Annotated in this window: 8 protein-coding genes and 1 pseudogene; 4 read left to right on the top strand and 5 right to left on the bottom strand. The window is 70.4% G+C overall.

Annotated features, from left to right (window positions below; translation table 11 throughout):
• Window positions 1-35 precede the first annotated feature (35 nt).
• Both ABZ906_RS10030 and ABZ906_RS10025 read left to right on the top strand, forming a co-directional pair.
• A pseudogene (locus ABZ906_RS10030) lies at window positions 36-1665 on the top strand (peptide-N4-asparagine amidase).
• A 159-nt stretch (window positions 1666-1824) separates the two neighbouring features.
• Complete coding sequence (locus ABZ906_RS10025; RefSeq protein ID WP_361379845.1) at window positions 1825-3270, top strand: cation:dicarboxylase symporter family transporter; 1446 nt, start codon at window positions 1825-1827, stop codon at window positions 3268-3270.
• Here the strand turns inward: ABZ906_RS10025 and ABZ906_RS10020 are convergent.
• The 3 genes from ABZ906_RS10020 to ABZ906_RS10010 form a co-directional block, all read right to left on the bottom strand.
• The gene (locus ABZ906_RS10020; RefSeq protein ID WP_361379843.1) at window positions 3209-4669 is read right to left on the bottom strand and encodes a Gfo/Idh/MocA family oxidoreductase; all 1461 of its coding nucleotides are present in this window, start codon (window positions 4667-4669) and stop codon (window positions 3209-3211) included. The genes ABZ906_RS10025 and ABZ906_RS10020 overlap by 62 nt on opposite strands.
• Before the next feature lie 102 nt (window positions 4670-4771).
• Window positions 4772-7693, bottom strand: coding sequence for an FAD-binding and (Fe-S)-binding domain-containing protein (locus tag ABZ906_RS10015; RefSeq protein WP_361379840.1), 2922 nt, complete (start codon window positions 7691-7693; stop codon window positions 4772-4774).
• A gap of 69 nt (window positions 7694-7762) precedes the next feature.
• Window positions 7763-8206 carry a MarR family transcriptional regulator gene (locus ABZ906_RS10010; RefSeq protein ID WP_361379837.1) on the bottom strand — a complete coding sequence of 148 codons (444 nt, stop codon included), beginning with the start codon at window positions 8204-8206 and terminating at the stop codon, window positions 7763-7765.
• Window positions 8207-8323: 117 nt separating this feature from the next.
• Here ABZ906_RS10010 and ABZ906_RS10005 point away from each other — a divergent pair, with 117 nt between their 5' ends.
• Both ABZ906_RS10005 and mltG read left to right on the top strand, forming a co-directional pair.
• Window positions 8324-10141: an ABC transporter ATP-binding protein gene (locus ABZ906_RS10005; protein WP_361182726.1), complete on the top strand. Its 1818-nt coding sequence runs from the start codon at window positions 8324-8326 to the stop codon at window positions 10139-10141.
• A gap of 46 nt (window positions 10142-10187) precedes the next feature.
• Complete coding sequence (gene mltG, locus ABZ906_RS10000; protein WP_361183517.1) at window positions 10188-11045, top strand: endolytic transglycosylase MltG; 858 nt, start codon at window positions 10188-10190, stop codon at window positions 11043-11045.
• 39 nt (window positions 11046-11084) lie between these two features.
• On the opposite strand, the gene ABZ906_RS09995 is transcribed toward mltG, so the two are convergent.
• Together ABZ906_RS09995 and ABZ906_RS09990 are read right to left on the bottom strand one after the other, a co-directional pair.
• Window positions 11085-12143, bottom strand: coding sequence for an NAD(P)-binding domain-containing protein (locus ABZ906_RS09995; RefSeq protein ID WP_361381382.1), 1059 nt, complete (start codon window positions 12141-12143; stop codon window positions 11085-11087).
• 129 nt (window positions 12144-12272) lie between these two features.
• On the bottom strand, window positions 12273-13472 hold the full coding sequence (locus ABZ906_RS09990; protein ID WP_361379834.1) for an LLM class flavin-dependent oxidoreductase: 1200 nt from the start codon (window positions 13470-13472) through the stop codon (window positions 12273-12275).

Below are 13472 nucleotides of genomic sequence, written 5' to 3'. Positions count from 1 at the left end.
TTGCGGTGATCCTCGGCTCCCCGTAAGAATCCCGCATGAGAAGACGCGTCATGTCCATGCTCGCCGGGGTCATCCTCGCGGCGGGCACACTCTTCAGCGCGGGCCCGGCGGCGGCCGACACGCCCCCACCCGAGTTCGGCAACGACTGGCACGACCCGATCACGGCAGCGCCGCCCGTCACGAAGCCGCACACCACGTCGTGCGAAGTGACCGTGGCCGAGGCGCAGTTCAAGGACTTCACGCCCTACGAGGGCGCCTACAGCCCGCCCGGGAAGTGCGGCCCCGGCAACTGGGGCAAGGTGGTCCTGCGCCTCGACGGCAAGGTCAAGGGGAGGCAGTACGACCGCCTCGGCTATCTGCGCATAGGCGGCGTCGAGGTCTTCCGCACGTCCACCCCGGAGCCGTCCGTCGACGGCATCACCTGGTCCGTGGAGAAGGACGTCACGCGCTACCGCGAGACCCTGGGGCGCGACCAGCGGGTAGAGATGCTCATCGGGAACGTCGTCAACGAGACGTACACGGGCGTCATCGACGTCAAGGCGACCCTGACGTTCTACGCGGCGCAGAAGGCGCAGAAGGCGCCGAAGGGCGGCGACGGCAAGCGCAAGCAGTCGCCCCCCGGACCGCGTCCTGCCGCTGGGCGACGGCACCACCCTCACCACCCCGCGCAACAGCGAGCGCATCGTCGCCGAGGTCTACGCGACCGGCTCCGGCGGAGGCTGCGAGGAGTACTGGTACCTCACGGTCCCGGACGCCGCGCCGTACTCCTGCAAGGCGGAGGACGGACCCTACCGCGAGGTGCAGGTCACGGTCGACGGCAAACTCGCCGGGATCGCGACGCCCTTCCCGACCGTGTGGACGGGCGGCTGGTCCAACCCCTTCCTGTGGTACGTGATCCCCGGGCCCCGCGCCTTCGACATCAAGCCCATCGAGTACGACCTGACACCGTTCGCCGGGCTCCTCAACGACGGCCGCCCGCACCAGGCGGAAGTGTCCGTCGCGGGCCGTCCGGGGGCCACGGCCGGCTGGCACACGCCCACCAACATCCTCGTCTGGCAGGACGAGAAGAGCGAGCACGTCACCGGCAAGCTGACCGCGCACCAGGCAGGTGACCTCGCCAACAAGGCGACGTACACGCCCGGTTCGCCCGAGCGGCAGCACCGCCTGGACACCAAGGGCGGCCACCGGCTCAGCGTCTCGGGATACGTCGACACCTCCCACGGCCGCGTGAAGACGACCGTCACGCGCGCCCTCGCCAACACCTCCGTGCACCGCTGGACCGAGGGCGAGTCCACCGACGCGCTCACGTCCGCCTGGAGCGACCGCGAGACGGTCACCACGGACGGACGCGCCACCCGCACCGACCGGACGTACACGATGGACGGCACGACGACGCTCGGCGCCGGAGACCGGCTGCGCACCGAGATCGACCTGGGCGACCGCGCGGAAACCGTGCGCACGGACCACGGCCGGCGCACCGCCCGTACGGTCACCGACGACCGCTACGAAGGCGACGCGACGTACACCGCCAACGTCCCGCGCGAGGACCGGCATGCCGTCGGCACCTCTCGTGAGCGCTACCGGGTGTACAGCGACGGGGGCTGCTACGACCGCACCCTCGCCACCGAGCAGGGGGCCCTGACGGTGAACCGTCCGCGCTGCTGAGCCCTCCGCCGAACCCCGCGGTTTGGAGCAAGATCCAAGATTTGCGCCGATGTGATCTGTAGGTCTTTTGCGGAAGCGGTCACTCCACCATAGTGGCGCCTCGCGGAAAGAAATTTCCGTATGGCAGAAGTAAGTTGAAGCCTCACTACAGGAGTGCCCGTGCCGCAGTCCGTACCGTCCATACCGCGACGCGTAGCACGCACATTGCGAACCTCACTGTTCGCGCAGGTCGCCTGCGCGCTGGTGATCGGAGTCGTCGTCGGACGGCTGTGGCCCCACGCGGGCACAGCCGTCCAACCGCTCGGCGACGGCTTCGTACGTCTGATCAAGGCGATGATCGCCCCGCTCGTGTTCTGCGTGGTCGTCGCCGGCATCACCAAGGCCGGAGACCTCAAGGCCTTCGGCCGCATCGGGATCAAGGCCCTCATCTGGTTCGAGGTCGCCACCACGGTCGCCCTCGTCGTCGGCCTGCTCGCCGGGAACCTCGTCAGTCCCGGCACCGGCATGAACGTCGACCCCTCCAAGCTCGACGCGTCCGCCGTCGACGAGAAGACCGGCGGCGGTGAGCTGCCCTCCACCAGCGAGTTCATCCTGCACTCGCTGCCCGACAGCGCGATCGGCGCCTTCGCCGAGAACTCACTGCTCCAAGTCCTCGTCCTGTCCTGCCTGGTGGGCGCGGCCCTGCTGCACCTGGGCCAGAGCAAGGTCCCCGCGATCCTGCCCGCCATCGAGCAGGGCCAGGAGATCGTCTTCGCGATCGTCGGCTTCATCATGAAGCTGGCGCCGCTCGCCGTGTTCGGCGCCACCGCGCACCTGGTGGGGGAGTACGGCCTTGGCGCTCTGACCACCTACGGCAAGCTCATCGGCGTCTGTTACGCGGTGGCCCTGCTCTTCCTCGTCCTGCTCGGCGTGGCACTGAAGGCCCTGACCGGCCTGAGCCTGTGGAAGTTCGTCCGCTACACGCGCGAGGAGATGCTCCTCGCGCTCGGCACGGCCTCCAGCGAGGCCGTCATGCCGCGCATGATGCAGAAGCTGCGCCAGGCCGGCTGCCGCGACGACGCGGTGGGCCTGGTCCTGCCGACGGGCTACTCCTTCAACCTCGACGGCGCCTCGATCTACCTCTCCGTCGGCACGTTGTTCATCGCGCAGGCCGTCGGCGTGGACCTGAGCCTGGGCCAGCAGATCACGGTCGTCCTCGTCCTGATGCTGACCAGCAAGGGCATGGCGGGCGTGCCCGGTTCGGCGTTCCTCGCGCTGTCCGCGACCGCCTCCGCGCTCGGAGTCATCCCGGCCGGTGCGGTCGCCCTGCTGCTCGGCGTGGACCGGATCATGGACGCGATGCGCGTCGCCACGAACCTCCTCGGCAACTGCGTGGCCGTCTTCGTGGTCTCGCGCTGGGAGGGCGCACTGGACACGGCGCGGGCCAAGAAGGTCCTGGCCGGGGAGATCGCCTTCGTGCCCGAACAGACGGAACAGGGGGAGTCGGCGGATCCGGCGAAGGAACCCGGCAGCGCCGATGAGAGCGCCGCCGGGCCCAAGTCCCTTACGCCTTCGGCTTCTGAGAGTCCACTCCCGGCCGAGCCTTCTTCCACAGCCCGCGAGTGAAGTCCGGGATCGCCTGCGGCGCGCCCTTCGCCTTGATCGACAGATGGCTCAGGGGGACGGGCGACGTCCAGGTCGCGGCGTCGTAGACGTCGAAGTCGGGCACGATGCCGAGCTGCATGGTCTGCATCAGACGGAAGACCATGATGTAGTCCATGCCGCCGTGCCCGCCCGGCGGGTTCGCGTGCTCCTTCCACAGCCAGTGGTCGAACTCCTCGGCGTACTTGCCGAAGTCGCCCCACTCGTCGTTCGTGTGGTCCGGCTCGATGTAGATGCGCTCGGGGTAGTCCTCGAAGACGCCCCTGGTGCCGCCGAGGCTGTTGATCCGGGAGTAGGGGTGCGGGGTGCTGACGTCGTGTTCGAGGCGGATCACCCGCCCCTTCGCCGTCTGGACGAGGCTGATGGTGCGGTCGCTCTCGATATAGGTCTCCTTCCAACTCGGGTCGCCCGCGGGCATGTGCGCCTTGCGGTACTCGGCGAGACCGAGGGCGGGCGTGCCGAAGCTGGAGATGTGCGTGACGCGGTCGCCGCGGTTGATGTCCATGTAGTTGGAGACCGGGCCGAAGCCGTGATTGGGGTAGAGGTCGCCGCGCAGCCGCGTGTGCCACAGGCGCCGCCAGGGGCCTTCGTAGTAGTCCGGGTCGAACATCAGGCCGCGCAGGTCGTGGTTGTAGGCGCCCGCCCCGTGCAGCAGATCGCCGAACTTGCCCGCATGGGCCATGCGCAGGACACGCATCTCGTTCTTGCCGTAACAGCAGTTCTCCAGCTGCATGCAGTGTCTGCGGGTGCGCTCGGAGAGGTCGACCAGCTCCCACAGCTGGTCGAGCTGGAGGGCGACGGGACACTCCACGCCGACGTGCTTGCCGTTGAGCATGGCGGTCTTGGCCATGTCGAAGTGCCAGTCCCAGGGCGTCGCCACGTACACGAAGTCGATGTCCCCGCGCTTGCACAGGTTCTCGAAGTCGTGATCGCCCTTGGTGTACGTCGCCGGGGCGGGCTGGCCCGCGGCGGTGACCTTCTTCGCGGCGGCCGCGGTCTTGTCCTTGACCGGGTCGCAGAGCGCGACGACCTTGACCCCCGGGACCGCCAGGAACAGGTCGATCATGCTGCCGCCGCGATTGCCGAGCCCGACGATGCCCACCCGCACCGTGGAACGCCGCTCGAACGGTACGCCGACCATGGTCTTGCCCTTGCGCGGCGGTGCCTCGGCGGCCGTGGCCGCCGCGGCGGGCGCGCCCTGCGGGGCGTCGGCGTGCGCCGTACCGCCGGCGAGGGCGCCGAGACCGAGCCCGGCTCCGGCGATGCCCGCGGTGCGCAGCACGGCGCGCCGTGAGGTGCCGTCGGCGGAGTCTTCAGGGGTCGCGGACTCGTCAGGGTTCGGTATCGCGTGCTCGTCGTGCATCGGACCTCCGTGGCTTGGATGCCTGCGCTGGAACGGATGCCACCCTGATAGCGGGACGGGCGTGGCGCAAGGGATCGAAGTGGCCAGGGAGTTGGACTTATGTCATGCCGGGCGCGTGGCGCGCTCCAGCTCCAGGAGTACGGAGTAGTAGGTGCGGCCCGTGGCGTGGTCCATGCCCACCTCGCACATGCGGTTCGCCGAGAGGTGCGCGTCGTACGTGCGGGCGGTGACCTCCGCGGCTTCCTTGTGCGTGGCTGATTCCGTCAGCTCCTTGTGCAGCATGCCGCGGTCGCCGGCGAAGGCACAGCAGCCCGCGTCGTCGGGGACGACCACTTCGTCCGCGCACGCCTCGGCGACGGTACGCAGTTGGGCCTCGTCGCCCAGATGGCTCATGGAGCAGGTGGGGTGCAGGACGGCGGAGCCGATGGTGCGGTGCACGGTCAGATGGGGGAGCAGCTCGTCCGCGGCCCAGACCAGGGAGTCGACGACGGTCAGCTCACGGTGCAGCTTGCGGTTGTCGTCGGTGAGATAGGGCACGACCTCGTGCGCGATGCCGAGCGTGCAGGACGAGGCGTCCACCACCAGGGGCAGCCTGCCGCCCGCCGTCCAGCCCCAGGCCGCCTCGACGATGCGGTTGGCCATCACGGTGTTGCCCTCGTCGTACCCCTTGGAGTGCCAGATCGTCGCGCAGCAGGTGCCCGCGACGTCGTCGGGAATCCAGACGGGCCGCCCCGCGCGGGCGGAGACGGCGACCACCGCTTCGGGCAGGGAGCGGTCACCGGGGCTGCCGAAGATGCGGTTGACGCACGCCGGGTAGTACACGGCGCTCGCGCCCGCGCGCCGGGTGCGCGGCAGCTTGCGGGCGGCCGCCCCCGGGATGCCGGGCAGCCACTCGGGGACCAGATCGGGGCGCACGGCCTTGCGCGCGGCGCGCGTCACCGAGGTCAGGAGCCGGTCGCTGATCTTGTCGGCGGCGCCCACCGCGAGCCGTGCGGAGGCCTCGACCGCCTTGAAGTTCCTGGCGGTGAACGCGGCCACCTTCTCCTCGCGCGGCGAGTGCCGTGCGTGGCGGAAGTCCTTCATCAGGGCGCCCGTGTCGATGCCCACCGGGCAGGCCAGCTTGCAGGTCGAGTCGCCGGCGCAGGTGTCCACGGCGTCGTATCCGTACGCCTCGACCAGGCCGTCCTCGACCGGGGAGCCGGAGGCCTGGCGCATCATCTCGCGGCGCAGCACGATCCGCTGGCGCGGGGTCGTCGTCAGGTCCTCGCTGGGGCAGGTCGGTTCGCAGAATCCGCACTCGATGCAGGGGTCCGCGATCAGCTCCACCTTGGGGATGGTCTTCAGGCCGCGGAGGTGGGCCTTGGGGTCGCGGTCCAGGACGATGCGCGGCGCGAGCACGCCGTCCGGGTCGATGACCTGCTTGGTGCGCCACATCAACTCCGTGGCCTTCTCGCCCCATTCGAGCTCCAGGAAGGGGGCGATGTTGCGTCCCGTCGCGTGCTCGGCCTTGAGCGAGCCGTCGAAGCGTTCGACGGTCAGCCGGCAGAAGTCGTCCATGAACGCGGCATAGCGCTCCACGTCCGCCGGAAGGGCCGCGTCGAAGGCGAGCAGGAAGTGCAGATTGCCGTGCGCGGCGTGCCCCGCGACGGCCGCGTCGAAGCCGTGCCGCGTCTGGAGTTCGAGGAGGGCTTCGCAGGCGTCGGCCAGGCGCGAGGGCGGCACCGCGAAGTCCTCGGTGATCAGCGTCGTCCCGGAGGGGCGCGAGCCGCCGACCGCCGTCACGAACGCCTTGCGCGCCTTCCAGTAGCTCCCGATCGTCTTCGGGTCGCGGGTGAAGGCGTTGGTCACCGAGGCCACCGGCGCGACCAGTTCAAGGCCCTCGATGACCTTGGCGGCCGCCGCTTCGTACGCCTCCTGGTTCGCCTCGTCCGGTGCGCGGAACTCCACCAGGAGCGCGGCCGTCGCCTTGGGGAGCCGCGCCCAGTCGGCGGGCACCCCGGCCACGCTGGTCGAGGCGCGCAGGGTGTTGCCGTCCATCAGCTCGACGGCCAGTGCACCCGCTTCGTTGAACAGCGGGACGGCCGCCGCAGCGGCGGGCAGGGACGGGAAGAACAGCAGGGCCGTGGTGACCTGCCGGTCCAGCGGCAGCGTGTCGAAGACGACCTCCGAGATGAAACCGAAGGTGCCCTCCGAGCCGACCATCAGGCCGCGCAGGATCTCCACGGGTGTGGTGCCGTCAAGGAACGCGTCCAGGCGGTAGCCGTTCGTGTTCTTGATCTCGTACTTGGCGCGGATGCGGGCGGTGAGCTCCCGGTCCGCCTCGATCTCCCGCTTGATGGCCAGCAGGCCCTCGCACAGGGCCGGCTCGGCGTGCGCCAGCAGCGCGTCGGCGTCCGGATCGGCGGTGTCGACGACCGTGCCCGTCGGCAGGACGAAGGTGAGCGAGGCCACCGTGCGATACGAGTTGCGGGTGGTGCCCGCCGTCATCCCCGAGGCGTTGTTCGCGACGACCCCGCCGATCGTGCAGGCGATGGCGCTCGCCGGGTCCGGGCCGAGCACGCGCCCGTGCCGGGCGAGGGTGGCGTTGGCCCGCAGGATCGTCGTGCCGGGGCCGATGCGCGCCTGCCCGCCGTCCCCGATGACCTCGATGCCCGCCCAGTGCTTGCGCACGTCGACCAGGATGTCCTCGCCCTGGGCCTGGCCGTTGAGGGACGTGCCCGCCGCGCGGAAGACGACCTCGCGGCTCCTGCCGTGGGCGTACGACAGGACGGCGGAGATGTCGTCGATGTCCTCGGCGACGACCACGACCTGCGGCACGAAGCGGTAGGGGCTCGCGTCGGACGCGTACCGCACGAGGTCGGAGATCTTCGTGAGGACCTTGTCCGCGCCCAGGAGCGCGGACAGCTCCGAGCGCAGCGGCTCGGGGGTGCCCGCGGCCTGCCGGTCCGGCACCCGGTCGGGGGCCGGAACCTCCGTGCGCCGTGCGGGGCGCAGGGCTTCCGGCTTGGGCTCCAGGAACGGCATGAGCTCTCCTCGGCGGGGTCGTACGGTCGGGCGGGTGGAGCGGTCAGCGGTTGTGGACGTCCGGCGCCGTCAGCAGCGACGGCCTTCCGGCACATCGAACAGCGCGTTCAGCAGGCCGCCCAGCTGCTCGCGCTGCTCGGCGTCCAGTGGGGCAAGGATGTCCTCTGCGGCGGCCCGGCGCGCGCTGCGCAGCTCCCGCAGAGCCTTGCGTCCCGTGTCCGTGAGCTCGATGCGGATCACCCGGCGGTTGGCGGGATCGGGGACGCGGCGCACATGATCACTGGCCTCCAGGGCGTCGACCAGGCTGGTCACGGCGCGCGGGACGACTTCGAGGTGCTGGGCGAGGTCGGCCATGCGCGGCGGCGTGTCGTACTGCACGAGGGTGCGCAGCAGGCGGGACTGGGCCGGGGTGACGCCGATCGGCACCAGGTGGCGCTTCTGGATGCGGTGCAGCCTGCGGGTCAGCCGCAGCAGCTGTTCGGCGAGCAGTCCGTCGGCGTCCGGGGTGTCCATGCGGGAACAATATCAGGACCTTGTGCATTGTGAGTATAGGTAACAGTGAGCTATGCTCCCTCAGTCATCGTCGGCCGCCTCTCTGGCCGGCGGCCATCTCACCTCCCGTAGGAGCCCATGCGTCACGACGAACCCAAGTGGACACCGCAGCCCCTGGCCCCCGGCCAGGAGGAACAGCCGCGGCAGATCCGCCGCATCCTGCGCCTCTTCCGCCCCTACCGCGCCCGGCTCGCGATCGTCGGCCTGCTGGTCGGCGCCGCCTCCCTGGTCTCGGTCGCCACCCCCTTCCTCCTGAAGGAAATCCTCGACACCGCCATCCCCCAGGGACGCACGGGCCTGCTGAGCCTGCTCGCCCTCGGCATGATCCTCAGCGCGGTCGTCACCAGCGTCTTCGGCGTCCTGCAGACCCTGATCAGCACGACGGTCGGCCAGCGCGTCATGCACGACCTGCGCACCGCGGTCTACGGCCGTCTGCAGAGCATGTCGCTCGCCTTCTTCACCAGGACCCGCACCGGAGAGGTCCAGTCCCGCATCGCCAGCGACATCGGCGGCATGCAGGCGACGGTCACCTCCACCGCCACCTCCCTGGTCTCGAACCTCACCAGCGTGATCGCCACGATCGTCGCGATGCTCGCCCTGGACTGGCGCCTGACGGTCGTCTCGCTGCTCCTGCTGCCCGTCTTCGTGTGGATCAGCCGCCGGGTGGGCCGCGAGCGCAAGAAGATAGCCACCCAGCGCCAGAAGCAGATGGCCGCGATGGCCGCGACGGTCACCGAATCGCTCTCCGTCAGCGGCATCCTGCTGGGCCGCACGATGGGCCGCTCCGACTCGCTGACCAAGACCTTCGCCGACGAGTCCGAGCGCCTCGTGGACCTGGAGGTCCGCTCGAACATGGCGGGGCGCTGGCGCATGGCCGTCATCTCCATCGTCATGGCCGCCATGCCCGCAGTCATCTACTGGACCGCGGGCCTGGCGTTCCAGATGGGCGGCCCCACGGTCTCGATCGGCACGCTCGTCGCCTTCGTCTCGCTCCAGCAGGGCCTGTTCCGGCCCACCGTGAGCCTGCTGTCCACCGGCGTCCAGATCCAGACCTCGCTCGCGCTCTTCCAGCGCATCTTCGAGTATCTGGACCTGCCCGTCGACATCACCGAGCCCGAGCACCCCGTGCGCCTGGACAAGATCAAGGGCGAGGTCCGCTTCGAGGACGTCGAGTTCCGCTACGACGCGGACGAGGGCCAGGGCCGCCCCATCCTCGACGGCATCGACATCACCGTCCCCGCCGGCGGCAGCCTGGCCGTGGTCGGTCCCACCGGCTCGGGCAAGTCGACCCTCAGCTATCTCGTCCCCCGGCTGTACGACGTGACGGGAGGCCGCGTCACCATCGACGGCGTCGACGTGCGCGACCTGGACTTCGACTCGCTGGCCCGCGCGGTCGGCGTCGTCTCCCAGGAGACCTACCTCTTCCACGCCTCGGTCGCCGAGAACCTGCGCTTCGCCAAGCCCGACGCCACGGACGAGGAGCTGATCGCGGCCGCGAGCGCGGCCCAGATACACGACCACATCGCCTCCCTGCCCGACGGGTACGACACAGTGGTCGGCGAGCGCGGCCACCGCTTCTCCGGAGGCGAGAAGCAGCGCCTGGCCATCGCCCGGACGATCCTGCGCGATCCGCCCGTGCTCATCCTGGACGAGGCCACCAGCGCCCTGGACACGCACACCGAGCACGCCGTGCAGGACGCCATCGACGCCCTGTCCGCCGACCGGACGACGCTCACGATCGCCCACCGGCTCTCCACGGTCCGCGGCGCCGACCAGATCGTGGTCCTGGACGCCGGACGTACCGCCGAGCGCGGCACCCACGAGGAACTCCTGGAGAGGGACGGCCGCTATGCCGCCCTGGTACGTCGAGACGCTCAACTTGAGCCCGCGACATGAAAATATGCTCGGTATGTCCGCATTTGCGGGATAATGTGCCCGCATGCTGCAGACCAAGACTCCGCGCCGGGGCACGATTCGACTGACGCGTCGGGGCCGGATCGCCCTGATCGCGACCGGAGCCGTCGTGGCGGCCACCGCCGTGGCGGTGCCGCTGCTGCTCCCGGACGACAGTGCGCGCCCCCAGACACTGACCATCCCGGAGGGCTGGCGCTCCAGCCAGGTGTACGGGGCTGTCGACAAGGCCCTCGAGGTGCCGGCCGGCACCACGAAGAAGGCCATCCCCAAGGCCCGCCTCAAACTCCCCGGCGACGCGGGCGGGAACCCCGAGGGGTACCTCTTCCCGGCCACGTATCCCATCGGCGACCAGTCGACCCCCGAGTCCATGCTGTCCTACATGGTGAACACGGCCACCAAGAACTTCAGCGGCGGTCAGGTCACCGCGGGCGCCGACCGCAACGCCGTGAACGTCTATCAGACCGTCACCATCGCCAGCATGATCGAAGCCGAGGCGGGCTCCAAGGCGGACATGGGCAAGGTGGCCCGGGTCATCTACAACCGCCTGGAGCAGGGCATGCCCCTGCAGATGGACTCGACGATCAATTACGCCCTGAACCGCTCGACGCTGAACACGCGTGACAGCGACACGAAGATCAACAGCCCGTACAACACCTACACGCGTATGGGCCTGCCTCCCACCCCGATCGGCAACCCCGGCGAGGAGGCGATGCGCGCGGCGACCAGTCCGACGCAGGGCGACTGGCTGTACTTCGTGACCGTGAAGCCGGGCGACACCCGCTTCACGTCGAGCTTCGAGGAGCAGCAGAAGAACGTGGCGGAGTTCAACAAGAACAAGAGCAAGGACGACAAGGACGGCAAGGACGAGAACAAGCAGGCCGGCTAGCGGCCCGCGCGACAGCCGGGCGGACGCCGGTCACGGTCCTCACGCCGTGACCGGCGCCTGTGCGAGCAGCCGCTGGATGTCCCGCACCGCCGCACGCCCCGCTCGGTTGGCGCCGATCGTGCTGGCCGATGGCCCGTATCCCACCAGGTGGATGCGGGGGTCGGCGGCGGCTCTGGTGCCCTCGATGCGGATGCCGCCGCCCGGCTCGCGCAGCCGCAGCGGCGCCAGGTGCTCGATCGCCGCCCTGAATCCGGTGGCCCAGAGAATGACGTCGGCATCGACGCGCCGTCCGTCGTCCCACTCCACGCCGGTCGGCGTGATGCGGTCGAACATCGGCAGCCGGTCGAGCACGCCGTCGGCACGGGCCTGCCGGATGGCGTCGTTGACGGGCAGCCCCGTCACGGACACCACGCTCTGCGGTGCGAGCCCCTGACGTACCCGCTCCTCGACCATGGCGACGGCCGAACGCCCCCAGTTCTCGTCGAACGGGCCCTCGCGGAAGACGGGCGGTCGCCGGGTGACCCAGGTGGTCGCGGCGGCGTACGGAGCGATCTCCATCAGATGCTGGGTGCCCGAAGCGCCGCCGCCCACGACGATCACCCGCTGCCCCTTGAAGGCCTCGGGCCCCGGATAGACGGCCGTGTGCAACTGCCGCCCGCGGAAGGTGTCCTGGCCCGGATAGCGCGGCCAGAACGGCCGGTCCCAGGTGCCCGTGGCGTTGATCAGCGTGCGGGTGGCCCAGGTCCCGGCCGACGTCTCCACAAGGAGTCGCCCGCCGTCGCCCTCGCGCACCTGGTGTACGTCGACGGGCCGGTGCACCCGCAGGTCGAAGCGCTCCTCGTACTCCTCGAAGTACTCCCGGATGACCTCCGACGAGGGCCGCGCGGGATCGGCGCCCGTCAGCTCCATGCCGGGCAGCGAGTGCATGCCGTGCACCTTGCCGTAGGTGAGCGAGGGCCAGCGGAACTGCCAGGCGCCGCCGGGGCGGGGCGCGTGGTCCAGGACGACGAAGTCGCGGTCCGGCGCGAAGCCGACCCTGCGCAGGTGATAGGCGCTGGACAGGCCCGCCTGCCCGGCGCCTATGACGAGCGCGTCCACCTCTTGCGCCGCTGCTGCTGCATCCGCCTCTGGTGCCGCTGTGTGTGCGGCCGCGTCCCGTGCCCCGATGTCGTTCACGCTTCTACTAACTCCATCGGGGCCCGGGATCTTCCCCCGCGGGCGTTTGCGTCAGCGTCCGCCCGCCACCAGGAGCGGCGCCCCGCGCGGTGCGGACGCAGGACGCCCGTTCCCCGCGCCCGACCGCGAGGCCGGAATCCGGGGCAGAAGCCCGCGCGCCGCCAGATCCGGGATCACGCCCTCGCCGAACCAGTACGCCTCCTCCAGATGCGGATAGCCCGAAAGCACGAAGTGCTCGACGCCCAGCGCGTGATACTCCTCGATCCGGTCGGCGACGTCCGCATGGCTGCCGACGAGCGCGGTGCCCGCGCCGCCCCGTACGAGACCGACGCCCGCCCACAGGTTCGGCGAGATCTCCAGGTCGTCACGGGAACCGCCGTGCAGCGCCAGCATCCGCTGCTGGCCGACCGACTCGCTGCGACCGAGCGCCTGCTGGGCGGCGGCGACGGTGTCCGGGTCGAGGTCGTCGAGCAGCCGGCCGGCAGTCGCCCACGCCTCCGCGGCGGAGTCCCGCGAGATGGTGTGCAGCCGGATGCCGAAGCGGACCGTACGCCCCTGCTCCTCGGCGAGCCCGCGAATCCAGTCGATCTTCTGCTTGACCTGCTCCGGCGGCTCGCCCCACGTCAGATACACATCCGTGTGCCGCGCCGCGACGGGACCGGCCGCCGGCGACGAACCGCCGAAGAAGATCTCCGGCAGCGGGTCCGGCGGCAGCGCGGTGAGACCGCCCTCCACGTCGTAGTGCTCGCCGTGGAAGTCGAAGGGCTTGCCGCCCCACACGCCCCGCACGACGGACAGGAACTCGTCGGTACGGGCGTAACGGCGATCGTGGTCGAGATGGTCGCCGAAGCGCCGCTGCTCGGTGGAGTCGCCGCCCGTGACGACGTTCAGGAGCAGGCGCCCGCGGGTGATGCGCTGATACGTGGCCGCCATCTGCGCGGCGAGCACGGGGGAGATGACGCCGGGCCGGAACGCCACCAGGAACTTCAGCCGCTCGGTGTGCTGGGCCAGTGCCACCGTCGTCAGCCAGGCGTCCTCGCACCAGGTGCCGGTCGGCGTCAGCACCGCCTCGAAGCCCAACTGCTCGGCCGCCTTGGCGATCTGGATCAGATAGTCGATGTCGGGCGCCCGCACTCCGCTGACCGGGGTGACGCGGGAGCGCCTGACGCCGCCGTCGGTGTAGGCGTGCCGGTCGACGAGGGTGCGACCGTCGCCTCCGGTCGGCAGGAACCAGTTGAGGTGGACGGTCAT

The organism is Streptomyces sp. NPDC046925, assembly GCF_040644915.1.
Taxonomy (GTDB): Bacteria; Actinomycetota; Actinomycetes; order Streptomycetales; family Streptomycetaceae; genus Streptomyces.
Note: the sequence above shows the minus strand (reverse complement) of the source record. Positions and strands in the feature narration are given on the sequence as shown.

Bases quoted from the DNA above. Each gene is read 5' to 3' on its own strand.
- ABZ906_RS10020 (WP_361379843.1), bottom strand. From the start codon at position 4,669: ATGCACGACGAGCACGCGATACCGAACCCTGACGAGTCCGCGACCCCT.
- ABZ906_RS10015 (WP_361379840.1), bottom strand. From the start codon at position 7,693: ATGCCGTTCCTGGAGCCCAAGCCGGAAGCCCTGCGCCCCGCACGGCGC.
- ABZ906_RS10010 (WP_361379837.1), bottom strand. From the start codon at position 8,206: ATGGACACCCCGGACGCCGACGGACTGCTCGCCGAACAGCTGCTGCGG.
- ABZ906_RS10005 (WP_361182726.1), top strand. From the start codon at position 8,324: ATGCGTCACGACGAACCCAAGTGGACACCGCAGCCCCTGGCCCCCGGC.
- ABZ906_RS09990 (WP_361379834.1), bottom strand. From the start codon at position 13,472: ATGACCGTCCACCTCAACTGGTTCCTGCCGACCGGAGGCGACGGTCGC.